This window comes from Streptomyces sp. NBC_00654 (assembly GCF_026341775.1).
Taxonomy (GTDB): Bacteria; Actinomycetota; Actinomycetes; order Streptomycetales; family Streptomycetaceae; genus Streptomyces.
On sequence record NZ_JAPEOB010000001.1, the window covers coordinates 2,159,242 to 2,185,144 of the forward strand.

Below are 25,903 nucleotides of genomic sequence, written 5' to 3' on the forward strand. Positions count from 1 at the left end.
GGGGGTGGGTGCTGCGGTCGGGGTGGGTGGAGGCGGGGCGGTGGTGGTCCTCACGGCTGCCGGGCCCCGCCGGTACCGGCGGCCGTGCCGGTGTACGCCTGCCAGAGCGCGGCGTACTCGCCCTCGGAGGCCAGCAGTTCGCTGTGCGTGCCGTACTCGGCGACCTCACCGTGGCGGAGGGTCAGGACGTGGTCCGCGTCGCGCGCCTGTTCCAGGTGGTGCGCCACGATCACACTGGTGCGTCCGCGGGCGACGCGTTCGAGCGCCGTCCGCAGAAGCGTGCGGGTCTGCGGACCGGACTGTGCGGTGGCCTCGTCGAGGATGACGACGTCCGGGTCGGCGAGCAGCGCGCGGGCCAGCGCGAGGTGCTGGACCGATCCGTCGTCCAGCGGGGTGCCAGCGGCGCCGAGGACGGTGTCGAGTCCCGATTCCGGTTCCAGCGCCCAGTCGGCTCCGGCCTCGCGCAGGGCGGCGCGGAGTTCCTCGTCGGTGGCGGTGGGCCGGGCGATCCTCAGGTTGTCGGCCAGGGTGCCGCCGAACAGATGGATCTCCTGGGTGACCAGATACCGGGTGGCGGAGTGAACGCCCTCCGCGTCCCCGGTGATGATCTCGCCGCGGTCCGGTTCGCCCAGGCCCGCGATCAGATGGGCCAGCGTGCTCTTGCCCGAGCCGCTGGCGCCCACGAGCGCGAGGCTCGTACCCGCGGGGATGTGGAGCGAGACATCGTGCAGGGCGGGGCGCGTTCCGTCGTACGAGAACGAGACCCCCTTCACGTCGATCGCCGGGCGGTGGCGCGTATCCGCCCGGCCGTCCCGCCCGTCGCCGGTGCCGGTGCTGTCGCTGTCGCGCCCGCGGCCCAGGTCGGTGATGCCCACGAGCCGGGACAGCCCCGCCGTCGCCCGCTGGATGTCGTCCAGACTCCCCAGCAGCGCCCCGACCGGACCGAAGAGACGGTGGAAGTAGAGGGCGGCGGCCGTGGCGGCGCCCACCGAGATGGCCCCGGAGTCCAGCAGCACGAAGCCCGTGACCAGCACGGCGGCCAGGCCGATGAACTCCGCCGCGTTGAGCAGGCCCGTGAACCGGTTGCGCAGCCGTACGCCGTCGCGCTGCCGTGCGATGGCCAGTTCGCTGTGTCCGGCCAGCTCGCCGAGGTGCTGGTCCTGGGTCCGGTACGTACGGATGGTCTCGGCGCCGTGCACCGCCTCGATCACGGACTGGCCGCGTGTGGACTCCAGCCGGCGGATGTCCCCGTACACGACGTGCGAGCGGGAGAGGAACTGCCGGGTGGCGAACACATGAACGGGCAGGCAGATCAGGCCGGCGAGGGCCAGACGGAGATCGAGGACCGCGAGGCCCACCAGGCTGAGGCCGATCGTGAAGCTCGCGTTGGTGACATCGGGAAGCACGTCCGAGGCCGCTTCGGAAACCGCTTCGACATCGCGGGTCACCCGGGAGACGACATCGGAACTGTCCGAGGACTCCAGCGTGCTCGCCGGAAGGTGGACCGCGGTCTCGAACACGTCCTCGCGCAGGGCGGCGAGGACGCCCTGGACGAGGACGACCAGCATCCGGCCGCCCGCGTAGGCGAGCGCGGCCCCGGCGACGGCGACGAGTACGAGGACGACGCCGAGCACGGTGATACGGCCCCGCCCCGCCCCGTCCGCGACGGCGTCCACGATGTCACCGAGGACCTGGGGGGTGGCGAGGGTGACGGCCGTACCGCCGAGCAGGGTGAGCAGCGACACGGCGAGCCGGCCGCGGTGCGCGCCGAGCCGGTGGACGAGCTCCTCGCGGGTGCGGCGGGGGCCGGCGATGGGCAGGGTGCCTTTCGCGGGGGTCACCTGGGGGTTCCGTTCGGTTCGGGGTGGACTCCGCCGAGGTCGACGACCCGGTCGCAGGCGGAGAGCAGGATCCGGCTGGTGGTGATCAGGAGCGTCGTGGCGGGCAGGCCGCGCAGGCCTTCGGCGATGCGCTGTTCGGTCACCGGGTCGACCGCGGTGGTGGGTTCGTCGAGGACGACGAGGTCGGCGTCGCTGTGCAGCGCGCGGGCGAGCAGCAGGCGCTGACGCTGGCCGCCGGAGAGCCTGCGGCCGTGCTCGCCGACCTCGGCCTGGTCGCCCCCGACCAGTTCGAGTACGTCGTCGAGCATCGCGGCCCGGAGTACGGCCGGGTCGCTCTCGCCCCCTCGGGGGGTGAGGTTGGAGCGCAGGGTGCCGGAGAACACCGCACCGTGGTGGGGTGGCGCCGCGATCCGGGCGCGCACCGCGTCCGGGCCGAGGTCGACGGCGTCGGCCCCGTCGACCAGGAGTTCGCCGCGGCGGAGCGGGACGCGGTAGCCGAGCCGGTCGCTGAGCTCCCTCGCGTGCCCGGGGTCACCGGGGACGACGCCGACGAGTTCGCCGGGCCGCAGATCGAGGGGCTCGCCGTGCTCGGACGGATGCCACCGCAGCGCGGGGCCACCGGATGCGGGACCGGCGGTGGCGGATCCGGAGGTGGTGGAGGGACCGGTGTCGGGCGCGCCGGTGGCTTCGGCGGGGCCGATCAGCGGCGGCTCGTCCAGCAGATCGCCCAGCCGCCGGGCGGAGGCACGCTTGTGGATCCAGTTGGAGGCGAACGTACCGACATGGGCCAGCGAGCCCTGGAGGAACTGGGCGAGCCCGAGGACGGTGACGAGCTGGCCGACCGTGATGCCGCCGTCCAGGGCGAGATACCCCGACGCCGTCGCGAGCGCCGCGAGGAACACCCCCGACAGCAGCAGGCTGAGACTGCCGTACGCCAGCATCGAGCGCGAGGTGGCCACGGCACCGCGCCGCGAATCCTCACTCGCGGCGCGGTAGCGACGGGCGGCCTCCGACCGGGCGTTCATGCCGACGACCACCCGGAGTCCGGTGATCATGTCGGTGGCCACGTCGCCGGCCCGCGCGGCCGAACTCTGCTCGGCCAGTCCCCGTGCCTCCAGCGGCATCGAGACCCGGCGCATCACGACGAGCACCAGGACCGTGCTGGCGATGACACCCAGGCCCAGGGGTACGGAGATCAGGAGCAGCGCCGTCGACGCGGTGAGGATCGCGGTGACGGTCGAGGCCTGCTGCACGACGCTCCAGGAGACCCCCGCGACCCGGTAGGTGTCGGACGAGACCAGGGAGAGCGCCTCTCCCGGACCGGGCCGGCGGCGCAGGGAGCGCGGGTCCAGCAGCCGGGTCATCGCACGCTGCCGCAGCTCGTGCTCGCCGTAGCCGTAGACGTCGACCATGGCCGTCGACGCCCGCTGGTAGGACAGCGACAGCACGACGAAGACCACGCCGAGCACGGTGAGCCACCAGAACAGGGCGGAGCGGTCCGAGGGAGCCAGCGCCCGGTCGATGACGACGCCGATGAGGACCGGCACCAGCGCCTCGCACAGCTGGTGGACCATGAACGCCAGGGCGGTGAGGGTCAGCCGGCGGCCGCGGCCGTCACGCAGGAGCGCGACCCGGAACAGTGCCGGGACGGAGTTCGGCCCGTCGGCGCCCTCGCGCGTACGGTGCCCGTCGGTGCGGGCGGTTCCGGTCGCGTTCACCGGGGGTCCCGCTGCCGGGCCAGGGGGATGACCATGGGCGTGCCGGTGACCGGGTCGGGGACGACCTGGCAGGGCAGATCGAACACTTCCTTCACGAGTGAGGCGGTCACGACCTCCTCCGGGGTGCCCTCGGCGATGACCCGGCCGTCGCGCATGGCGATGAGATGGGTCGCGTAACGGGCCGCGTGGTTCAGGTCGTGGAGTACGGCGACGAGCGTGTGCCCGGCGCGGTGCAGATCCGTGAACAGCTCCAGCAGATCGATCTGGTGGGCGATGTCGAGGAACGTGGTCGGTTCGTCCAGCAGCAGGATCGGGGTCTGCTGGGCGAGGACCATCGCCACCCAGACGCGCTGGCGCTGGCCGCCGGAGAGTTCGTCGACCGGCCTGTCGGACAGCTCCGTGACGGAGGTGGCCGCCATGGCCTCCAGTACGGCCTTCTCGTCCTGCGCGGTCCACTGGCGCATCAGCTTCTGGTGCGGGTGGCGGCCCCGGGCGATCAGATCGGCGACGGTGATCCCGTCGGGCGCCGACGATGTCTGGGGCAGCAGCCCGAGGGTCCGCGCCACTTCCCTGGAGCGGTACTCCGCGATGGACCGTCCGTCGAGGACGACCCTTCCGGCGCTGGGCTTCAGCAGCCGGGACACGGCGCGCAGCAGGGTCGACTTGCCGCAGGCGTTGGGGCCGATGATGACGGTGAAGGACTCGTCCGGGATACGGACGTCCAGGTGCTCCGAGATGGGCCGCCGGCCGTAGCCGATGGTCGCGTCGAGCACCTCCAGCCGTGCCGGGACCGGGGTCCGGGTGCGCTGCGTCGTGATGGTCACGGGTACTCCTCGCGGATGGGCGGCCGGAGCGGCGGGTGCGGGCAGGGCGGGCAGGTGCGACGGGATGTCCGGGTGCGACAGGTCCGGGCGGGCGCGGTGGGGCGGGCAAGGGCGACGGGCGGGACGGGGCCGGTACGGTCATCCGCGCCGTCCCGCGTACTGGCGGGCGAGCAGCCAGGCGAGATAGACCCCGCCGACGCACACCGTGATCACGCCCACGGGCAGGTCGACGCGCTGGGCGATGAAGTCGGCCCCGACCAGGACCGCGGCGCCGGTCAGCGCCGCCGGGACGATCCGTACGGTGGTGGAACTCCGCGTCAGCCGCAGGGCGATCTGGGGTGCGGCGAGCGCGATGAACGAGATCGGGCCGACGGCCGCGGTCACGAGCGCGGTGAGCGCGACCCCGACGAGGGTGGCCGCCAGCCGTGCGCGCTGCGCGTTGACCCCGAGGGCCACCGCCGCGTCGTCGCCCAGCTCCAGATGGACCAGGGGCCGCACCACGGCCGCCGAACAGATCAGCAGCACGACGAAGACCACGGCCGTCGTCCGCAGCTGCTCGAAGCCGAGCCCGCTGAGGGAGCCCGCCCCCCAGGTGGCCGCCAGCATCGCCTGCTGCGGGTTGACGGAGAGGAGCAGCATCGAGGTGAGGGAGCTGAGGAAGGCACCGACGGCGATCCCGACGATGATGAGACGGAAGGGGGCCAGCCCGCCCCGGTAGGCCAGCAGATACACCAGGAGCGCGGTGCCCGCTCCGCCGATCAGTGAACCCGTGGCGACGGCGAGGTAGTTGGCGGTGCCGATCAGCAGCATGACGACGCTCGCGCCCGCGTACGAACCGGAGGCGAAGCCGATCACGTCGGGGGAGCCCAGTGGGTTCTTGGTGAGTGACTGGAAGAGCGCGCCGCTGATGGCGAGCGCCGCTCCGCAGACGATCGCGAACAGCAGTCGGGGCAGCCGCCAGGTCACGACGACCAGCCGGTCACGGGAGTCGGCGCCCGGGTCGAACAGGGCGGACAGCACCTGTGCCGGGGTGAGCGAGATGGATCCGGTGCCCAGGGTGAGGACGCCGAGGGCGGCCACGGCGAGGGCCAGGGCGGCGCAGACGAGGACCGACCGCCGCTCGACGCGCAGCGCCATTCCGCTCCGGCGCCAGGCCCAGACGGTCCGTCCGAAGTCGACGCGGTCCGCCGCGGCTTGCTTCGTTGTTCCGGTGGTCACAGGGTGCTCACCTTCCGGCGCCGGACGAGCGCGACGAGGACGGGTGCGCCGACGAGCGCGGTGACGAGGCCGGCCCGCATCTCGCCGGACGGCAGGATCACCCGTCCGATGATGTCGGCGGCCAGCAGGAAGGCGGGCGAGACGATGACCGTGACGGGCAGGATCCAGCGCTGGTCGGGTCCCACGAACCAGCGCACGATGTGGGGCACCATCAGCCCGACGAACGAGATCGGACCGGCGACGGCCACGGCGGTTCCGGCCAGCAGGGTCACGGCGAGGACCAGGACCACCCGGGTCACCGCGAGACGGGTGCCCAGCGACCGGGCGATGTCGTCGCCCATCGCGAGGGCGTTGAGCGAGCCGGCGCTGCACAGTCCGAGCAGAAGACCGGCGCCGATCAGCGGCAGGGCGACGGGGAGGATGTCGAGCGACCGGCCGCCGATGGAGCCGACGCCCCAGAACCGCATGATGTCGAGCGTGGTCGTGTTCTTGAGCGCCATGGCGGAGGTGAGGCCGCCGCACACGGCGGTGAACGCGACTCCCGCGAGGGTGAGTTTCACCGGGCTGCCCCGGTCGGCGCCGATGGAGCCGAGCGTGTAGACGAGCACGGTGAGCCCGAAGGCACCCGCCAGCGCGAACCAGATGAACTGGCCGGCACCGGTGTACCCGAGTACGGCGACGGCGAACGTCACCGCGAGGCTCGCGCCCGCGTTCACACCGAGGATGCCGGGATCGGCCAGCGGGTTACGGGTGAACGCCTGGATCAGTGCGCCGCTGAGGCCGAGGGCCGCGCCGACGACCAGCCCGATCACGGTGCGCGGCACGCGCAGTTCGCGCACCATCACATGCTCGTCGGAGTCGTCGAAGTGGAACAGCGCGTCCCAGACGGTGCCGGGAGCGATGGAGCGGGCGCCGACCATCACGCTGAGGACGGCGACGACGAGCAGCAGCCCGATCGCGGTCAGCAGGATCAGCAGGCGGGACCGGTTGCGCCGGGCCGGGCCCGCGCCGTGGCGCGGGCCCGGCACATCGCGCGCCGTACCGGTGGTGAGGTCACCCGTGGGTGAGGCGGTCGTCATCGTGGTCCTTGGGGGAGGGCGTCACCTGGGGGAGCGGCGGACGGCGGTCAGGAGTCCGCGCCGGTGTTGCCCCTGCCCTCGACGGCGTCGACGAGCATCGGGACGTAGCGCTCCATCGCCCAGGGGATGGAGAGCACGGTCGGCCCGCTGGTGGCCATGGCCAGGGTGGGGTCCTGCACGAACGCGTAGTGCTTTCCGGCGATCGGCTTCCAGCGCGAGAACATCGGGTCCTTGAGGGAGTAGGGGACCTCGGCCGAGCCGTTGGCCCAGCCGACGAAGACGTCGGCCTCGATCGTGTCGAGCTTTTCCAGGCTGACCCCGCCGTACCAGTTGGTGCCCTTCACGGTGGAGGCGATCGCTTCCATCGACGGGGTGTTCTTGAAGCCCATCTCGGTGAGCAGCCGGACGCGGGCGTCGTAGTTGAGGTACAGGCCGAGGTCCGTCGATCCGGGGGTGAGGGCGACTCCGTAGGTGAAGGTCTTGTCCTTGAACTCCGGGTGCTCCGTGGCCACCGTGGCCAGCGTGCCCTGGACGTCGCCGACGATGCCCTGGGCCTTCCCGGTCTCGCCCAGCGCCTTGGCGATCGTGAGCGTCATCTCCTGCCAGGTCCCGCCGTCCCAGGGCTTCTTCATGTACGGGATGGTGGGAGCGATCTCGGCGAGGCGCTTGTAGTCGACATCGCTGATGCCGGAGTACAGGCCGAGGATGAGGTCCGGCTTCAGCGAGAGGATCTGCTCGAAGTCCATCTCGCCCGCGTCACCGTAGTTCAGCGTCTCGGGGAGCGGTCCGCCGAGCTTCTCGACCGTGCTGCGGAACCACGGGGTGTGGCCCTGCTTGTCGCCGCCCCACTGCTTGTCGACGCCGACCGGGACCGTGCCCAGGGCCGCGACCACGTCCTGTGACATCCAGCTGATCGTCACGACGCGCTGGGGCTTCTCCTTGATCGTCGTGGTGCCGTGGGCGTGCTTGATGCTCACGGGGAAGCTGCCCGCGGCGGCACCGGACTTGGCCTTCGCCGTGTCCGCTCCGGACTCGCCGCTGCCGCTGCCGCAGCCCGCCAGGACGACGACGGCCGCGATCACCAGCGCCGTGAGGCGGGCCACGGCGCCCGGTCCGCGTCCGGCCGGGATGGATATGGACATGCTTCTCCTCGGATCTGTGCACGACGCGATGGCGCGACGACGGTTGTACGGGGAAGGGGACCGCGGCGGGACGACACGCGTGCGACCGAACCCACACTGCAACTTAGGTAACCCTCACCTAACTGAACGCTAGGGAGTCGGGGCGCCGGCGGGGGACGCGGAGTGGCCATGGTGTGTCGAGAATCGGCCACGCATCCGATCCATGGCCGGTTCTCCGGGCACGGTGCCTCCGTACGGCGAAGGGCCCCCGCGTCGGCGGGGGCCCTTCGGGTGGTGGCGGAGCGCTCAGTGGCCGGCGGGCGACGGTACCGTCTGCTCGCGCAGGTACTCGGTCGGACTGGCTCCGGTCACCCGCCGGAAGGCGGCGGAGAACGCGCTCGTCGTGGAGTAACCGCAGCGGTGGGCGACCAGATTGACCGGACGGCCCTGTGCCAGCAGCGTCGTCGCCGCGGACATCCGTACCAGCGAACGCCACCGTGCGAAGGACATGCCGACATCGCGGCCGAACGCCCGGGTGACGGTGCGTACGCTCAGCGCGTGCCGCGCCGCCCATGCCTCCAGCGAGAGATCGCTCTCCGGGTCGCGCATGACATCGTCGGCCAGCGCGCGGATCCGCGCGTCCTCGGGGACGGGGACGTCGATGGCGGGATGCGGGTCCTCCTCCAGCAGTTCGATGACGACGCGCTGGGTCCGCAGCCGCAGGTCGTCGGGCATCGAGGTGGCGTCGAGGTGGAGCAGCATCTCCTGGAGGGCCCGCCGCACCCGCAGCGGACGCGGTGCGGACCAGTGCGGCGGAATGGCCGCACGGGTCACATAGGTGTAGCAGCTCACGCTGCCCGGGTCGGGCGAGGAGTCGTGCGGGGTGCCGGGCGGCAGCCAGATCCCCTGGCCGGGTACGAGCCGGCGCATCGTGTGACGGGTGTGCAGCGTCAGCGAACCGTGGTGCGGCCAGACCAGCAGCCCGTCGGGGTGGGTGTGCGCGCCGGTGATGATCGGTACCGGCGGCTTGGAGCCGTCGAAGACCGCGGTGGTCAGCAGATAGGGGGCGGACACTTCGGCACCGCCCGGCGACGGCTCGGCCCATCGGGGCGCGACCGCCGGGGGCGCCTCGCCGCGCTCGCGGCCCGGGACTGTTGCCAGCATGAACTTAGGTTAACCTAACCTGCCGCTCGTCCGGGAGGCCCGGAGGTGGCAGGCCTCACCCGGGGAGAGAGGTGGTACGCCTCATCCGGGCGACCCGGGCCCGCGACGCGCGACGCCCCCGCCCCGGAGAGCGGGGGCGGGGGCGCCGCGGAACCCCGGGCCGTGCCCGGCCCTGTGGGGGGAGGGTTCAGGAGCCCACGCTCACCGTGAAGCGGCGCGGGTTGCCGTCGTGGGCCGCGCCCGAGACGTCCGGCTGGCCGTCGGGGCGTACGTCGTCGTAGGGGAACGCGTAGCCGATCGGGCTGTTGGCGTGGACGACGCGGGACCAGTGGTTGGTCACCGTTCCCTTGTAGTAGTCCGCCACCGTGGTGCCGTTCGGCTGGTCCGGGTGGCTGAGCATGATCGAGCGGTTGAAGCCCGCCGCCAGCCGGGCCAGGATCGCCTTCTTGTCGTCGGAGTCGCCCGGGTTGTTGGTGAACGGTCCGTGGTTGCAGGTGAAGATGTCCTTCGACACCGGCTTGGTGAAGGTGTGGCCGCCCGCGAAGGTCAGGGTGTCGCCGCTGACCCGCCCGGCGAGCGTGCCCCGGCCGCCCTGGAGGTCGATGCGCAGATCGGTGGAGCGGTACTTGTTCCACACCTCGTCGATCTGTGCCGTGAACAGATCCCGGAACGGCATCTGGTCCGGCCGGTCGAAGAACGGGGCCATCAGGTTCTGCGGCGAGATCACCCGCAGCACACCGCCGTCCGGCCCCCGGGTGACCAGCTTGTCCCAGGGCTGCCCGTCGGCGGCGGCCTGCGCCGTGAGGCCGTCGGCGATCCGCCGCACCGCGCCGTCCGGCAGCGGGGCGACGGTGTGCGTGGCGTCGCCCTCCAGCCTCAGCCCGATCGGCAGCGAGGTCACCAGGTCGACGTAGCTGATGTTCGCGAACAGCTGCTGCGGGTTGAAGGTGAACTCGCAGAACGACCAGGTCCGCCCGTAGTTCGGGTCGGTGGGCGTGGCGAAGGCCGGTTCCACCAGGGAGGGGCCGGGGTTCAGATAGAAGTCCAGCTTGCCGTCGCGTACGAAGTAGACCCGGGCACCGAACATCTGAGGCAACGTCAGCACGACCGGACCGGCCCCCGCGCCCTTGAGCGGGATGGCGCAGTCGACCGGCAGCGGGGTCTGCGGCGCCCCGGGGGACTCCGGGCGGTACACGCCGCCGTCCGGACGCAGGAGCACCCAGCGGTCGGTGCCCTGCTCGTGGCCGGTGACATAGGCGTGCACCGTGCCGGGCAGCGAGCGGTTCTCCAGGGCCAGTTCGCAGGTCGCGGGTGCCGCGGCGGCGCGGGGGCTCAGCGCGCTTCCCCAGAGGGGGTAGCTCAGTGCCGCGGCCGAGGCGGCGGTGCCCGTCAGGAACGTTCTGCGCGAAATCACGAGGGACTCCCGAGGTGTGTGTGGGGGCCGCGGACGGTGGATCGCGGGGGCGGCGAGGGGGATGAGGGGAAGCGGCCAGGAGGTGGGGGGAGAGGTGGCGCCCCGGAGCGTCCGCGGTGCGCACCACTCTTGCGACGCCCGGGGTGAGCGTCAAGACTTGTGACTGAGAGCGCTCTCAGAAATGCGGAGTCTTCACAACTCGTCGCACACACGCCTCACTTGAACGGCTCCGTCCGGAAAGGGGGCGGGCAGGGTGGGACGGATCGCCGGATCCGGAGATCAAGAGATGAATGCGCCGGCCCGTCCGGTCCGGGCCCGTCCCACTTGGACTAACGCGTGGCGGTTGTTGGACTGCGACGGCCCATGACGCCGTACATCGTTGACGGTGTCCGGACACGAGGACTACTCAGGGCCCATGTCGCGAAGATTCACTTCGGCCGGCGCCGTCGCCGCCGCCTCAGCAGCCGTCCTGGCGCTCGTGGGGACCAGCCTCCCCGCCGCAGCCGCCGACCCGCTCCCCGCCGCAGCCGGGGCGGCCGCCCCCAGCGGCTCCGCCGTCATCGGATCCGCGCAGCTCTCCGTCGTCGTCGCCGACGACTTCCCGCGCGTCCTGTCGTACACCGACCGGGCCGGCGGGAAGCAGCTCCTCGGCAGTACGCGGCCGGTCACCACCATCACCCTCAACGGCACCGCCCACCCGGTGAGGCTCAAGGGCGCCCCCGAGGTCACCGCCTCCACCGCCCGCTACACCCTCACCCTCACCGACCTGCCCGGCATCGAGATCGACGCCACGCTCTCCGTCGCGGGACGCGCCACCACGTTCAGGGTGACCGCCGTCCGCGACACCGAGGCCTTCCGCGTCTCCACCATCGACATACCCGGGCACGACCTGGTCTCCGTGGGCTCCGAGGAGCCCGGTGCGGCGACCGCGTTCACCACGCTCGACCCGGACTCCACGCGCACCGCCGACGTCTTCGCGGAGGTCACCGCCGCGACGGCCCCCGACAGCGCACCCGTCGGCGCCACGTATGCCCTCGTGAACACGGGCTCGCTCGCCGCGGCCGTCGAGTCCAACTCCTCGTACGACAAGCCCGCGGGTGCCACCGGCGGCGACGACGCCCGCTTCTGGCACCAGGCCCGCGAGGCCGGGGACGGCAGCGTCCGGGTCGGCCTCTGGTCCGGCCAGTGGACCTACAGGGGCGAGGGCGCGCCGAAGCCCGCGAGCGGCGCGGACCTGCCCTGGGCGAAGGTCGTCGTCACCCCCGACGCCAACGGCGACAAGGCCGTCGACTGGCAGGACGGCGCCGTCGCGTTCCGTACGATCGGCATCGCCGCGCCCGGCGCGCGGGACACCCCGGACCGGGTGATCACCCACATCCCGTTCAACTTCGCCAGCCAGGCCACCCACCCCTTCCTGCGCACGCTCGACGACGTCAAGCGGATCTCGCAGGCCACGGACGGCCTCGGCCAGCTCGCCGTCCTCAAGGGATACGGTTCCGAGGGCCACGACTCCGCCCACCCCGACTACGGCGGCAACTACAACAAGCGCGCCGGCGGGCTGAAGGACCTCAACGAACTGCTCAAGGACGGGAAGAAGTGGGGCGCCACCTTCGGCGTCCATGTGAACGCCACCGAGTCCTACCCCGAGGCGAAGGCCTTCGACGAGAAGCTCGTGGACCGGACCAGGCCCGGCTGGAACTGGCTCAACCAGAGCTACTACATCGACCAGCGCCGCGACATCAACAGCGGCGACCTGGCCCGGCGCTTCCAGCAGCTGCGCGACGAGACCGACAAGAACCTCAGCCTGCTGTACATCGACGTCTACTACTCGCACGGCTGGATCGCCGACAGCACCCTGCGGGCCGTGCAGCGGCAGGGCTGGAACGTCGGCACCGAGTGGGCCGACAAGTTCGAGCGCGGCTCCCTGTGGTCGCACTGGGCGAACGACCTGAACTACGGCGGGGCCACCAACAAGGGCCTCAACTCGCAGATCATCCGCTTCATCCGCAACGGCGAGAAGGACATCTGGAACAACGACCCGGTCCTCGGCCAGACCGCCATCGAGGAGTTCGAGGGCTGGACCGGCGAGAGCGACTGGAACGCCTTCTACGCCAACATCTGGCAGAAGAACCTGCCCGCGAAGTACCTCCAGCAGCAGCGGATCACCCGCTGGAAGGGCCATGACATCACCTTCACCGGTGAGGTGCGCGGCACGGTCGAGGACGGAAAGCGCACGTTCTACGACCATGGCCGCAAGGTCCTCAGCGGCACCGACTACCTGCTGCCCTGGGACGGCGGGAAGAAGCTCTACCACTACAGCGAGAAGGGCGGCAGCAGCAGTTGGGCGGTGCCCGGCAAGGGCCCGTACACCGTCTACCGGCTCACCGACAACGGCCGGGAGAAGGTCACCACCGTCCGCCCCGTGGACGGGCGGATCACGCTGAAGGCCACCGCCGGACAGCCGTACGTCCTCTACCCGGACCGCGCCCCCCGCGCCGCCGACCCCCGGTGGGGCGAGGGCACCCCGGTCGAGGACCCCGGCTTCAACGACGGCGGGCTCGACGACTGGACCCGGACCGGCACCGTCACCCGTGACACGGACGGTCAGGGGCGCAACAGCGCCGCGCTCTCCGGTGCCGCCACCGCCGCCGTCTCCCAGCGGATCACCGGCCTCGAACCCGGCAGGCGCTACACCGCCTCCGCCCTCATCGAGGTCGAACCCGGCAGGAGCCGGCACACCACGCTCACGGCGGGCGGAAGGTCCGTCGCCGTGGACCGCTCCACCGCGAAGGACCAGGTCGCCGCCTCCGACCGGAACGGCACGTACTTCCAGCGGGCCAAGGTCAACTTCACCGCCCCCGCGAACGGCCGCACCACACTCCGCGTCGAAGCGGCGAGGGACGGCACCGGCGGCGGCACCGGCGCCGCCACGGTCCGCGCCGATGATGTCCGTATCGTCGAGAACGCTCCCGCGACCAGGAAGAACACGGTCGTGTACGAGGACTTCGAGGACGTCGACCAGGGCTGGGGCCCCTTCCTCAAGGGCGACGCGGGCGGCTCCACCGACCCCCGCACCAGCATCTCCCAGCTGAACGCCCCGTACACCCAGGCGGGCTGGAACGGGAAGCTCGTCGACGACGTGCTCGGCGGCAAGGAGTCGCTCAAGGCCCACGAGGAGAACACCGGCCTCGTCTACCGCACGGCCCCCTGGACCGTGCCCATGGCCGAGGGCCGCAGCTACCGGATCGAGTACGACTACCAGTCCAGCCACGCCGGGGCCTACGAATGGGCCGACGGCTACGACCGGACCGGCACGGACGGCACCCCCGTCACCACACAGACCCGGGCCACCCCCATCGGTGAGCAGCGCACCACCGGCCACTTCAGCCGGACACTCACCGCGGGCTGCGGCGACACCTGGACCGGGCTGCGCAAGCGCGGGGACGCCCCGGACGGCGCCGACTTCGTCCTCGACGGCTTCACCGTGACCGACCTCGGCCCCACCCCCGCCGGCCAGGAGGCCGCCTGCGGCACACTCGCCGTCGCCGCCGACGCGGAGGCGCTGGTGCCCGGCGAGGCCAACACGGTGAAGGCCACGTTCAGCAACCACGAGACCGTGGCAGCGACCGGCGTCGAGGTGGCCCTGACCGTGCCGGAGGGCTGGAGCGCCGAGCCCGTGGGAGCCGTCGCCTTCGACTCGGTCGCCCCGGGGGCGAAGGCCACCGGAACGTGGCGGGTCACCCCGCCGCCGGCCGCCGAGTACCGGACGTACCAACTGGGTTCGCAGGCCGTGTACACGGTCGGCGGCGCCGGGCGGAAGCTGGCCGCGCAGACCTCCGTACGAACCCTGCCGCCGCCGCCCACCGCGGACAGCTGGGCCAGTGACCTGGACTGGACGGCCTCCGAGAACGGCTGGGGACCGGTCGAGCGGGATCTGTCCAACGGTGAGACGGGCACCGGTGACGGCTCCCCGCTGAAGATCGGCGGAGTCATGTACGCCAAGGGCATCGGCACCCACGCCCCGGCCAGGGTCCGTTACTACCTGGGCGGGAAGTGCACCTCCTTCACCGCCGAAGTGGGTGTGGACGACGTCCAGGCCTCGCGCGGCAGCGTGCGGTTCTCCGTCACCGCCGACGGCACCGGGAAGGTGAAGTCGCCGGTGCTCGGGGCGGCCGACGCCGCCTGGCCGCTCACCGCCGATGTCACCGGCGCGGCGTACGTCGAGCTGGTCGTCGACGACGGCGGCGACAGCAACGGCAACGACCACGCGGACTGGGGCAACGCCCGCTTCCACTGCGGAAGCTGAGTGCCTGAGGGGGGCGCGGCCGGGAAGCCGGCCGCACCCTCTCGGCGCCCCTGATCCGACCCGGCCGGCCGCCTCTCCCACCCGCCTCTCCCACCCGCCTCTCCCACCCGCCTCTCCCACCCGCCCCTTCCGCCCGCCCCTTCCACCCCGCCCCGTCCCGTCGCTTCCATCCCGCCCCGGGCCCTTACCGACGCCGCGAGCGTGCGTGCTGGGCGGCGCGGCGGGGTAGGGGCTGCCGGGAGGGGCGCTGGACCGGCGGGCGCCCGGTGCACACCGTTCGGGGCCCGGCCGGTGGCCGGACCCCCGCCCCTGGAGGTTCTTCCGTGCCGCTCACATCCGCCGCCTGGTCGCGCCGCGCCTTCCTGGCCACCGGCGGCGCCACCGCCCTCGGTGCCGCCCTGCCCGGACCGGCCCTTGCCGCCGGTCCCCGGGACGCCCTCGCCGACGAGGAGTTCGACGCCCTCCGCCTGCGCTGGACCGGCCTGGCGCTCGGCACCGGCTACGACGCCGCCGCCGAGCCCTACGCCTCCCGCCTCACCGCGACCGGTGAACGCGCCGCCGGGTTCGCCGCGTCGATGAGCCCGGCCCCCGGATCCCTCTGGCCCGACCGGACCTTCGACCCGCCGTCCGGCATCACCCAGAGCTACAGCCGCCTGTGGACCATGACCCAGGCCTACGCCCAGCCCGGCACCGGGCACACGGGCGACACCGCTCTCCTCGCCGCCGTCGTACGCGGCCTCGACCACCTCGCCGCCACGGTCTACAACCCTTCCACCACCCGCTACGGGAACTGGTGGGAGTGGCAGATCGGCAGCCCCCGCCTCCTCATGGACATCGTCGCCGTCCTGCACGACCACCTCACGCGGGAGCAGCGGCAGGCCGCCTGTGCCGCCGTCGACCACTTCATCCCGGACTCCGTGCTCCGCGACTACAGCGGCATCTCCACCGGCGCCAACCGGGTCGACCTCTGCCGTTCCGTCGCCCTGCGCGGCATCCTCGGCCGGGACCCCGCCAAGATCGCGCTGGCCCGTGACGCCCTCTCGCCCGTCTTCCCGTACGTGACGAAGGGCGACGGGCTCTATGCCGACGGCTCCTTCGTCCAGCACACCTGGGTCGCCTATTCGGGGACGTACGGGCAGGTCATGCTCGACGGCCTCGGCCGGCTCTTCGCGCTGCTGGCCGGGTCCTCCTGGGCGGTCACCGACCCCGCCCGGCAGACCGTCCTCGACAGCGTGGAGCACGCCTACGCGCCCCTGATCTACAACGGCCTGGCGATGGACAGCGTCAACGGCCGAGCCATCAGCCGGGGCCTGCTCAAGGGTGACGAACGCCGGGTGCTGCGGGGCGACCACTTCCACGGGCAGGGCCTGATCGCGGCCATCGCGCTGCTCGCGGGCGGGGCGTCCGCCGCCGAGCGCGACCGGTGGAACGCCATGGTCAAGGGCTGGATCGAGCGGGACACCACCTCCCCGGTCCTGACCGCCCCGCAGTTCGACGTCGCCGACCTCGCCCGGCTGCACGCCGCCGCGGCGGCCCCCGTCCCCGCCGCCCCCGAACCGGTCGGCCACACGCTGTTCGCGGCCATGGACCGGGCCGTGCACCGCCGCCCCGGCTGGGCCGCGAACATCTCCATGTCCTCGGAGCGCATCAGCTCCTACGAGTGCGGCAACGGCGAGAACCCGCGCGGCTGGCACACCGGGGCGGGGATGCTCTACTGGTGGCCGGGGGCAGAGCGGGGCGACCAGTACACCGACTGGTTCTGGCCGACCGTCGACTGGTACCGCCTGCCCGGGATCACCGTCTCCACCAAGCGCCTCCCCGACCGGGCGGGCGGCGAATGGGGCGAACCCCGGCCCGCGGCCCGCTGGACCGGCGGCGCGCACGACGGCGAGTTCGCCGCGGTCGGGCAGCACGTCAAGGGCCTCGGCTCCACCCTGGAGGCCCGTAAGTCCTGGTTCTGCGCCGCCGACGCGGTCATCTGCCTGGGCGCGGGCATCACCGCCACCGACGGGGTGCCCGTCGAGACGGTCGTCGACAACCGCAACCTCGGCCCGGACGGCGCCGCCCACCCCTTCACCCTCGACGACCGGGAACGCCCGCGCTGGGCCCACCTGGAGGGACACGGCGGCTGGGTCCTGCCCGGTGGCGCCGCGCTGCGCACGCTGCGCGAGGCCAGGACCGGGGCCTGGGCCGACATCAACACCACCAGCTCGACCGCCCGCGAGACCCGCCACTGGCAGACGCTCTGGCTCGACCACGGCACCGACCCGGCCGACGCCGGTTACGTCTACCTGCTGATGCCGGGCGCCGACCGGCGCACGGTGGCCGCCCGGGGGGCCGACCGCGGCTGGCTGAAGGTGCTGGCCAACACGGCCGCGGCGCAGGCCGTCGCCGTGCGCTCACTGGGCCTGACCGCCGCCAATTTCTGGCAGGCCGGTGCGGCGGGACCGCTTTCCGCCACGGCTCCGGCGAGCGTGCTTGTCAGACGGGGCCCGCGCTCCACTACGCTCTGTGTCAGCGGACCCGACCGGTCCGGCACCCCGGTGGACGTGGTCTGGAACCGGCCGGTACGTACAGTGGTCCGCGCCGACGCGGGAATCAAGGTCCGGGCCACCGGGAACCGGCTCGTCCTGCGCGCCGAACCCGGCACCGAAGGCGCCGTGCTGCGCTGCGAAGTGCGCTGACGACCGCCCCTCCCTGTGCTGCGCACCACACGCTCCGCTTTGTGGAGGCCCCACAAGGCGGAGCCCTGTGGGGCTGGTGGTTCGGCTGCATCGGGGCGGGCTTCTGTTCACACCCACCACGAAACGGGTCAGGAGACTGTTCGGAGTCGACGGCACGATTTCTGGGTCGGGGTTCGTAGGGTCGATACATGACCGTTGTGGAGGAAACCCCGGGTGAGCCGACCGACACCCGTGGCCGGGTGGCCGAACTGCTGGCCCTGCGTGAGCAGGCGAGGCGTGGACCGAGCGACCGGGCGACCGAGGCGCAGCACGCCAAGGGGAAGCTGACGGCGCGTGAGCGTATCGGGCTGTTGCTGGATCCGGGTTCGTTCAAGGAGGTCGAGCAGCTGCGCCGGCACCGGGCGACCGGTTTCGGGCTGGAGGCGAAGAAGCCGTACACGGACGGTGTGATCACGGGGTGGGGCACGGTCGAGGGCCGGACGGTCTTCGTGTACGCGCATGATTTCCGGATCTTCGGCGGGGCGCTGGGCGAGGCCCATGCCACGAAGATCCACAAGATCATGGACATGGCGATCTCGGCGGGTGCGCCGCTGGTGTCGCTGAACGACGGCGCGGGTGCCCGGATCCAGGAGGGTGTCTCGGCGCTCGCGGGGTACGGGGGGATCTTCCAGCGGAACACGCGGGCCTCGGGTGTCATCCCGCAGATCAGTGTGATGCTCGGCCCGTGCGCGGGCGGCGCGGCCTACAGCCCGGCGCTGACGGACTTCGTGTTCATGGTCCGCGAGACCTCGCAGATGTTCATCACGGGTCCGGACGTGGTGAAGGCGGTCACCGGTGAGGAGATCTCCCAGAACGGTCTCGGCGGCGCGGACGTGCACGCGGAGACCTCGGGCGTCGCGCACTTCGCGTACGACGACGAGGAGACCTGCATCGCCGAGGTCCGGTACCTGATCGGGATGCTGCCGTCCAACAACCGGGAGAACCCGCCCACCGCCGGGAGCGGCGACCCGGCCGACCGGCGCGGCGACGTCCTGCTGGACCTGGTCCCCGCCGACGGCAACCGCCCCTACGACATGCACAAGGTCATCGAGGAACTCGTCGACGACGGCGACTACCTGGAGATCCACGAACGCTGGGCCACCAACATCATCTGCGCCATGGCCCGCATGGACGGCGCCGTCGTCGGCATCGTGGCCAACCAGCCGCAGTCGCTGGCCGGGGTCCTGGACATCGAGGCGTCCGAGAAGGCCGCGCGATTCGTCCAGATGTGTGATGCGTTCAACATTCCCATCATCACTCTCCTGGACGTACCCGGCTTCCTCCCCGGCGTCGATCAGGAGCACGGTGGGATCATCCGGCACGGCGCGAAGCTCCTCTACGCGTACTGCAACGCCACCGTGCCCAGGATCTCGCTGATCCTGCGCAAGGCCTACGGAGGCGCCTACATCGTCATGGACAGCCAGTCCATCGGCGCCGACCTCACCTACGCCTGGCCCACCAACGAGATCGCCGTCATGGGCGCCGAAGGTGCCGCCAACGTCATCTTCCGCCGCCAGATCGCGGACGCCGAGGACTCCGAGGCCATGCGGGCCCGCATGGTCAAGGAGTACAAGGCCGAGCTGATGCACCCCTACTACGCCGCGGAGCGCGGTCTGGTCGACGACGTCATCGACCCGGCCGAGACCCGCGAGGTACTGATCGCCTCGCTCGCGATGCTCCGCAACAAGCACGCCGACCTGCCGTCCCGTAAGCACGGCAACCCGCCGCAGTAGGCAACGCTCCGGCGGCCCCCCGCCGGAGTCCACGGAAACCCTGCCGAGAAGACGGAGACATCCCTATGAGCCTCACCCCTGCCGAGTCAGTGCTGCGCGTCGAGAAGGGCCAGGCGGACCCCGAGGAGCTCGCGGCCATCACCGCGGTGCTGCTCGCCCGCGCCGCGGCCCGTTCCGCCGCTCCCGCCCACCGGGGCCGTGACACCGCCGGATGGCGCCGTCTGGAGCGCACCCCCGGATTCCGTGCCCCGCACAGCTGGCAGGGCTGAGAACGGCCGCTGAGAGGCCGCGGGGGCGCCTGACGGCCCCACGGCCTCCCGGCGGCCCGCGCTTCACGGCCTATGCTTCACGGCCCATGCTTCACGGTCCATACGAAAGCCCCGCACTCCCAGGAGTGCGGGGCTTTCGCGTGCGGCGGCCGGGACCGTCAGCGCAGGCGGGCCATCAGGGCGTGCTCGACCAGCGTGATGAGCGCGCTCTTGGCGTCGGCGCGGTGGCGGGCGTCCGTCGTGAGGATCGGGGTATCGGGGCCGATCTGGAGTGCTTCGCGTACTTCGTCGGGGGTGTAGGGCTGGTGTCCGTCGAAGCCGTTGAGGGCGATGACGAAGGGGAGGCCGCTGTTCTCGAAGTAGTCGACGGCGGGGAAGCAGTCGGCGAGGCGGCGGGTGTCGACGAGGACGACGGCGCCGATGGCGCCGCGGACCAGGTCGTCCCACATGAACCAGAACCGGTCCTGTCCGGGGGTGCCGAAGAGGTACAGGATGAGGTCCTGGTCCAGGGTGATGCGGCCGAAGTCCATGGCCACCGTGGTGGTGGTCTTGTCCCCGGTGTGGGTCAGGTCGTCGATGCCCGCGGAGGCGGACGTCATCACGGCTTCGGTACGCAGCGGATTGATCTCCGAAACGGCACCGACAAACGTGGTCTTACCCACGCCGAAGCCCCCTGCCACCACGATCTTCGCCGAGGTAGTGGAGCGGGCCGCTCCGCCGCTAGAGCTTGCGAAGTCCACTGAGCACCCTTTCGAGCAGTGTCACATCTGGCTGACCGCCGGCGGCCTCGTCGCCGCCGGGCTGATGGATAGCGACGAGTCCCGCCTCGGCCAGGTCGGCGACGAGGATCCGGGCAACGCCGAGGGGGATCGAGAGAAGGGCCGAAATCTCGGCTACCGACTTGATCTCGATGCAGAGCCGGCAGATCCGCTGGTGCTCGGGCAACTGCCCTTGCAGCCGGGACGGATCGGCCGTGGTGCTGACCAGCGCCTCGATGGCGAGCTGGTATCGCGGCCGGGTCCGGCCGCCTGTCATGGCGTACGGACGGACCAGCGGGTTGGGCCCGGAGTGCGCGGCGGGCTCGGGAGCCCGCTGCTGCTGCACCGGCTGAATGCGCGGCTGTTGCGGTTGCTGGGGCTGTGGGGACTGCTGGGGCCACCCCGAACCCGGGTGCTGCGGGGGCCAGTCGGACCCCTGCGTGCTCCAGGGCTGCTGCTGCGGCTGCCGGTACGGCTGGTGGAACGGCTGCTGGTACTGCTGGTGGGGCTGCTGCGCACCCTGTCTGCTGGGTGCGGAGGGGAAGTTGAACCGGTTGTCACCGTGCTCACCCGGAACGCGCCGGCCACCGTCATATGGGTGCCCGTCTGTGGGTGCTGCCACGTTTCCTCCTCCGCCTGCCGGTCGCCGATCCCAGTGGGGCCGCGCCACCGCACTTTATGGCGCGGTGGCGAGAAACGCACTGTCTGTCTACTAGTTAAGAAGACTTCCCTGGAGCTCTGCCCGGAGGTCCGGGGTCAGCACACCCCCCGCGCGGTCGACCAGAAGGGCCATTTCGTACCCGACCAGACCGATATCGGCATCCGGGTGGGCGAGGACAGCAAGGGAAGAACCGTCAGAGATGGACATAATGAAGAGGAATCCACGCTCCATCTCCACAACGGTCTGGTTCACGGCGCCGCCCTCGAAGATCCGGGAGGCACCCGCGGTCAGCGACGTCAGACCGGAGGCGACGGCCGCCAGCTGGTCGGCGCGGTCGCGCGGGAATCCCTCGGACATGGCCAGCAGGAGTCCGTCGGCGGAGACCACCACCGTGTGCGACACCCCGGGGGTGTTGTCCACGAAGTTGGTGATCAACCAGTTGAGATTCTGCGCCGCCTGGCTCATCGGGCTCACACTAACGCTCCTGGTTGTAGGTATTACTTGTGTCCGACCCCGCGCTGCGTCCCCGCTGGATGCCGCGTCGCAGGTTGCTCAACCTGCCACGGACGTCCTCGGGGGCGCGGGAGACCTGTGGGCCGCCCTGCTGGGTCTGCTCCGCCGTGCCCTCGACCAGATTGGCCTTGGGTACACGCCGGGGAAGACCGGAAGGGGTGATCCCGCCCGCCTTCGGTTCACGGAGCTTCTCGGCCCGCTCCCAGCGCTCGTCGTTCGTCGAGCGCCAGTCGTCCGGGCCGTCCCCGTCCGCCTGCGCGGCCTGCTGCTGCTCCTGCGGCGGCTGCGACTGCGGCTGTTCCTGCTGCGGCTGCGGCTGCTGTCGGGCTGCGACGGGCTGACCGTTTCCGCGGCCGGTGGGCTGCCAGTGCTGCTGGCCTCCCCGGCGCGGCAGACCGGCTTCGGTCAGCTCGTGGCCGTCGTCCGGAGCAGACCCCGGACGATCGAAGCCTACGCGCTCCCGAGGTTCCGCGGGGGCGCTGGGAAGAGATTCCGCTTCGAGCTGGGCAACCGGCTCATAAGTGCCCTGGTACCCACTCTGATCAGGCCAGTCATCCTGGTGGGGCTGGTCGTTCCCGGAGCCGTACGGAGTCGCATATGCCGCCTCCGCATAGCCTTCCTGCGGGGACGGGTGGAGCTGCCGCGCCTGGCGCGGGTAGCCGTCCCCGGTGCCGTACGGCTCGTAGGGGCTCTCGTGGGAGCCCTCCTCGTAGCCCTGCCGGCCCGGCTCCTGCGCGTACTGCTCCGGCGCGTACGGCCCCTGGGGGTACGGCTCGTGGCCGTACGGGTCCCGGCCGTACTGCCCCTGGCCGTACGGGTCCTGCGCGTACGGCTGCTGGTCCTGGCCCTGCGGCTGCTGGGACTCCAGCGCGGCCCGGCGCTCCTCCCGCATCAGCGAGCGGTTGACCGGGTCCAGCCGCTCCGGGTCCGCCGGTGTCTCGTACCGGGAATCGTCGAAGCCGAGCTCGGCCGCCGTACGGATCTGCGGCTGCTGCGGGGCGGACGGGAAGGACTGCTGCTCGGGGATGATCGAGGAGACGGTGAAGTCGCCCTGCGCGGCTCCGGGTTCGCCGCCGCCACCGTGGGTGATGGCATCCGGGAGCATGACCAGCGAGGTGGTCCCGGCCTGCTCCCCCGAGGGGCGCAGCTGGACCCGGATGCCGTGCCGGTCGGAGAGCCGGCCGACCACGAACAGGCCCATGCGCTGGGACACCGCGGCGTCCACGGTCGGCGGGTTGGCCAGCTTGTGGTTGATGTCCGCGAAGTCCTCGGGGGTGAGACCGATCCCCTTGTCGTGGATCTCGACCATCACCCGGCCGTCCGGCAGCCGGGTCGCGTTGACGCGGACCTTGGTCTGCGGCGAGGAGAACGTGGTGGCGTTCTCCAGCAGCTCCGCCAGCAGGTGCACCAGGTCGGTGACGGCCTGGCCGTGGATCTCGCTCTCGGGTACGCCGGTGAGCTCGATGCGCTCGTAGGACTCCACCTCGGAGGAGGCCGCCCGCAGCACGTCGACCAGGGGTACCGGCTGGTTCCAGCGGCGGCCGGGCTCCTCGCCCGCGAGGACGAGGAGGTTCTCGCCGTTGCGGCGCATCCGGGTCGCCAGGTGGTCCAGCTTGAACAGGCTCTCCAGCTGGTCCGGGTCGGCCTCGCTGTTCTCCAGGCCGGTGATGAGGGTCAGCTGGCCCTCGATGAGCGACTGGTTGCGGCGCGAGAGGTTGGTGAAGATCGCGTTGACGTTGCCCCGCAGCATGGCCTGCTCGGCGGCGAGCCGGACGGCCTCGCGGTGCACCTGGTCGAAGGCCCGGGCGACCTCGCCGATCTCGTCCTGGGTGTTGACCGGGATCGGCTGGACCCGGGTGTCGACCCGGCCGGGATCGGTCCGCGACAGCTGGTCGACCAGCATCGGCAGCCGCTGTTCGGCGATGGCGAAGGCGGCGGTACGCAGCCGGCGCATCGAGCGGCTCATCTGCCGGGCCATGAGCCCGGCCAGCACGAAGGCGGCCAGCAGCGCGACGACCACGACGGCGCCGTTGACGATGGCATCCCTCTTCGCCCCGGCGGAGATGTCCGCCGCCTCGGTCACGGCCTTGTCGACCAGCTCGTCCTCGACCGTGGCGTAGCCCTCGAACTTGGCCGTGGCGGCCGCCATCCAGGTCTCGGGGGTGATCCCCTTCGCCTTCAGCTTCTCGGGGGTCCGGCCCCGGCCGATCTCCTCGGCCATGCCGTCGAAGACCGATCCGTCGATGCTCGGCGGCGCCACGAACGGCTTGCCCGCCGCCTTCGCCTCGGCCTCGGCGGTCCTGATCTGCCTGGCGCCCTCGGCGGCCTTGCCCGCCATGACCTCCTTGAGCCGGTCCACATCCGCCTGGGTGCCGCCCGAGTTGAACTCGCCGAGCGCGATCTGCTCCAGATAGTTGTACGAGCCGAAGGCCGTGACCTGCTCGTCGAACGTGCCGGGACGCTGGCTGGGACGTACCAGCAGATGCATGCCGATGGAGCGCTGAAGCGATTCTGCAGCCTTGGCCAGCTCGACCGCGTAGACGGTGCGGCCGTAGCTGGTGATGTTGCCGGTACCGAGTCCGAGCTCGTTGGAGAACTCCATCAGCGAGTGCTGGACCTGGGTGTAGCCCTCTTCGGTCTTCACCGGGTCCAGCGCCTCGGAATAGGCGGCCTTGCGCAGCCCGGGGAGTTTGGGCTCCTCGGCCTTGAAGAGCTTGAGACGACGCTCCAGGCCCTGCTTCGCGGGCATGTCCTTCACGGCGGCGTCGAACTTCGTCCGGGCGTCCTCCGTGGTGGCACGGGCCTCTTCGACGACGGCCGCGGAGCGCTCGTCGGACAGCAGCGGCTGCGCGGTGAGGTCGCGCTCGTTGAGCAGCGCCTGCCCGTAGTCCGAGGCCGCGCGCACGATCAGCGCGGTCTTCTCGGCGTCCTGCGCCTCGCTCCAGGTGTCGACCGACTCCCTCACCTGGAAGCCGCCCATGACCAGGCCGACGAGTACGGGGATGAGGAGGATCGCGTTCAGCCGGGTGGCCACCCGCCAGTTGCGCGGGGCCAGCCGGCTGGTGCTGCCGACCGGCTCGGGAGCGGTCGCGGGCGCCGCCGCGGCACGCGGCGGCGGGGTGAAGTTCCCCCGCTCGGGCTGCGCCGCGGAGCCCTCGTTGCTTCGCCTCACTGACCAACAACCTCTCGGCGTCGGCACCCACGTTGTGCCGGATTTCGTTCAGGGCCGTACTACTCGGTAGTTCGTCGCATTGCAGCACGGGGACCGGCCACGTTCCAAACACTCGGAATCGGCCATTCCGAGTGGTCCAGGCCTCAGATAAAACGGGCATAAAGAGCGAGCCCCGTCAAAAGGCGGGGCTCATGTGAGCGCAGTGGCACCGGTCGGATGCGTCGGGTGTTGTTTCGTGGGCAATTCTCTGTCGAAACGTTATGAACGCGGGGGCGGATCGTGTCAAAGGACACAGGTCGCCCCCGCGTGACTACAGCAACTTCCGTATGCGGTTAACGACTTACGTCTACTTCAGGCGGGCCATCAGGGCGTGCTCGACCAGGGTGATCAGACCGCTCTTGGCGTCGGCGCGGTGGCGGGCGTCCGTCGTGATGATGGGCGCGTCGGGGCCGATCTGGAGTGCTTCGCGTACTTCGTCGGGGGTGTAGGGCTGGTGTCCGTCGAAGCCGTTGAGGGCGATGACGAAGGGGAGGCCGCTGTTCTCGAAGTAGTCGACGGCGGGGAAGCAGTCGGCGAGGCGGCGGGTGTCGACGAGGACGACGGCGCCGATGGCGCCGCGGACCAGGTCGTCCCACATGAACCAGAACCGGTCCTGTCCGGGGGTGCCGAAGAGGTACAGGATGAGGTCCTGGTCCAGGGTGATGCGGCCGAAGTCCATGGCCACCGTGGTGGTGGTCTTGTCCCCGGTGTGGGTCAGGTCGTCGATGCCCGCGGAGGCGGACGTCATCACGGCCTCGGTGCGCAGCGGGTTGATCTCCGAAACGGCTCCGACGAACGTGGTCTTGCCCACGCCGAAACCGCCCGCCACCACGATCTTCGCCGAGGTGGTGGCACGGCCCGTACCGCCGTTAGAGCTTGCGAAGTCCACTGAGCACCCTTTCGAGCAGTGTCACATCCGGCGCGCCGCCGGCCTCTCCATTACCCGGCTGGTGGATGGCCACCATGCCGGCTTCCGCCAGGTCCGCGACAAGGATCCGGGCCACACCGAGCGGCATGGACAGCAGCGCCGACACCTCGGCCACCGACTTGACCTCACGGCACAGGTGGCAGATCCGCTGGTGCTCGGGGAGCAGCGTTCCCAGATGCGCCGGGTCGGCCGTGGTGCTGACCAGTGCCTCTATGGCGAGCTGGTAGCGCGGCCGGGTCCGGCCACCGGTCATGGCGTACGGACGTACCAGCGGCTGGTCGCCTTCACCGTCGTACGACGCGTGATGCAGTGCGCCGTACGGATCGTGTGAGGCGGGTGGCGGGGTCATGAATCCTCCGGGCGTGACGACAGGGGGTCAGCCTGCTGTCGGATGGGGCCGGTGAGGGGGCTGTGGCGGCCGG

General features: G+C 71.4%; 18 protein-coding genes. 4 read left to right on the forward strand and 14 right to left on the reverse strand.

All coding sequences use genetic code 11. From position 1 onward, the window contains the following. Window positions 1–50 precede the first annotated feature (50 nt). The 8 genes from OHA98_RS09385 to OHA98_RS09420 all read right to left on the reverse strand — a co-directional run bounded on the left by OHA98_RS09385 (window position 51) and on the right by OHA98_RS09420 (window position 10,379). The gene (locus OHA98_RS09385; protein ID WP_266924193.1) at window positions 51–1,841 is read right to left on the reverse strand and encodes an ABC transporter ATP-binding protein; all 1,791 of its coding nucleotides are present in this window, start codon (window positions 1,839–1,841) and stop codon (window positions 51–53) included. Further along, window positions 1,838–3,559, reverse strand: coding sequence for an ABC transporter ATP-binding protein (locus OHA98_RS09390; RefSeq protein WP_266924194.1), 1,722 nt, complete (start codon window positions 3,557–3,559; stop codon window positions 1,838–1,840). The genes OHA98_RS09385 and OHA98_RS09390 overlap by 4 nt, the downstream gene beginning before the upstream one ends. Further along, window positions 3,556–4,377: an ABC transporter ATP-binding protein gene (locus OHA98_RS09395; protein WP_266927824.1), complete on the reverse strand. Its 822-nt coding sequence runs from the start codon at window positions 4,375–4,377 to the stop codon at window positions 3,556–3,558. The genes OHA98_RS09390 and OHA98_RS09395 overlap by 4 nt, the downstream gene beginning before the upstream one ends. A 144-nt stretch (window positions 4,378–4,521) precedes the next feature. Then, window positions 4,522–5,520, reverse strand: coding sequence for an iron chelate uptake ABC transporter family permease subunit (locus OHA98_RS09400; protein WP_266927826.1), 999 nt, complete (start codon window positions 5,518–5,520; stop codon window positions 4,522–4,524). A gap of 77 nt (window positions 5,521–5,597) precedes the next feature. Next, window positions 5,598–6,680, reverse strand: coding sequence for an iron ABC transporter permease (locus OHA98_RS09405; protein WP_266924196.1), 1,083 nt, complete (start codon window positions 6,678–6,680; stop codon window positions 5,598–5,600). Window positions 6,681–6,727: 47 nt separating this feature from the next. Beyond that, entirely contained in the window at window positions 6,728–7,822 is a 1,095-nt protein-coding gene (locus OHA98_RS09410) for an iron-siderophore ABC transporter substrate-binding protein (protein ID WP_266924198.1), read from the reverse strand. A gap of 285 nt (window positions 7,823–8,107) precedes the next feature. Continuing rightward, a complete protein-coding gene (locus tag OHA98_RS09415; RefSeq protein ID WP_266924200.1) occupies window positions 8,108–8,965 on the reverse strand; it encodes an AraC family transcriptional regulator in 858 nt (285 codons plus the stop codon). 187 nt (window positions 8,966–9,152) lie between these two features. Beyond that, complete coding sequence (locus tag OHA98_RS09420; protein ID WP_266924202.1) at window positions 9,153–10,379, reverse strand: glycoside hydrolase family 64 protein; 1,227 nt, start codon at window positions 10,377–10,379, stop codon at window positions 9,153–9,155. A gap of 415 nt (window positions 10,380–10,794) precedes the next feature. On the opposite strand from OHA98_RS09420, the gene OHA98_RS09425 reads away from it, so the two are divergent. The 4 genes from OHA98_RS09425 (at window position 10,795) to OHA98_RS09440 (ending at window position 19,410) form a co-directional block, all read left to right on the forward strand. Further along, window positions 10,795–14,685 (forward strand): endo-alpha-N-acetylgalactosaminidase family protein, encoded by a 3,891-nt coding sequence (locus tag OHA98_RS09425; RefSeq protein ID WP_266924204.1) that lies wholly within the window; start codon window positions 10,795–10,797, stop codon window positions 14,683–14,685. Between the two features lie 398 nt (window positions 14,686–15,083). Continuing rightward, a complete protein-coding gene (locus OHA98_RS09430) occupies window positions 15,084–17,369 on the forward strand; it encodes a polysaccharide lyase 8 family protein (RefSeq protein ID WP_266927828.1) in 2,286 nt (761 codons plus the stop codon). Between the two features lie 188 nt (window positions 17,370–17,557). Continuing rightward, window positions 17,558–19,141 (forward strand): acyl-CoA carboxylase subunit beta, encoded by a 1,584-nt coding sequence (locus OHA98_RS09435; RefSeq protein ID WP_266924205.1) that lies wholly within the window; start codon window positions 17,558–17,560, stop codon window positions 19,139–19,141. A gap of 65 nt (window positions 19,142–19,206) precedes the next feature. Next, window positions 19,207–19,410 carry an acyl-CoA carboxylase subunit epsilon gene (locus OHA98_RS09440; protein WP_266924207.1) on the forward strand — a complete coding sequence of 68 codons (204 nt, stop codon included), beginning with the start codon at window positions 19,207–19,209 and terminating at the stop codon, window positions 19,408–19,410. A gap of 158 nt (window positions 19,411–19,568) precedes the next feature. Here the strand turns inward: OHA98_RS09440 and OHA98_RS09445 are convergent, their stop codons facing one another. The 6 genes from OHA98_RS09445 to OHA98_RS09470 form a co-directional block, all read right to left on the reverse strand. After that, window positions 19,569–20,150 carry an ATP/GTP-binding protein gene (locus OHA98_RS09445; protein WP_014048542.1) on the reverse strand — a complete coding sequence of 194 codons (582 nt, stop codon included), beginning with the start codon at window positions 20,148–20,150 and terminating at the stop codon, window positions 19,569–19,571. After that, on the reverse strand, window positions 20,131–20,790 hold the full coding sequence (locus OHA98_RS09450) for a DUF742 domain-containing protein (RefSeq protein WP_266924209.1): 660 nt from the start codon (window positions 20,788–20,790) through the stop codon (window positions 20,131–20,133). Before OHA98_RS09450 ends, OHA98_RS09445 begins: the two co-directional genes overlap by 20 nt. A gap of 90 nt (window positions 20,791–20,880) precedes the next feature. After that, window positions 20,881–21,294, reverse strand: coding sequence for a roadblock/LC7 domain-containing protein (locus OHA98_RS09455; RefSeq protein WP_073771622.1), 414 nt, complete (start codon window positions 21,292–21,294; stop codon window positions 20,881–20,883). A gap of 10 nt (window positions 21,295–21,304) precedes the next feature. Then, window positions 21,305–24,514 (reverse strand): nitrate- and nitrite sensing domain-containing protein, encoded by a 3,210-nt coding sequence (locus OHA98_RS09460; protein ID WP_266924211.1) that lies wholly within the window; start codon window positions 24,512–24,514, stop codon window positions 21,305–21,307. Between the two features lie 346 nt (window positions 24,515–24,860). Further along, a complete protein-coding gene (locus OHA98_RS09465; RefSeq protein ID WP_073213974.1) occupies window positions 24,861–25,442 on the reverse strand; it encodes an ATP/GTP-binding protein in 582 nt (193 codons plus the stop codon). After that, entirely contained in the window at window positions 25,423–25,830 is a 408-nt protein-coding gene (locus OHA98_RS09470) for a DUF742 domain-containing protein (RefSeq protein ID WP_073726950.1), read from the reverse strand. The genes OHA98_RS09465 and OHA98_RS09470 overlap by 20 nt, the downstream gene beginning before the upstream one ends. Window positions 25,831–25,903 lie beyond the last annotated feature (73 nt).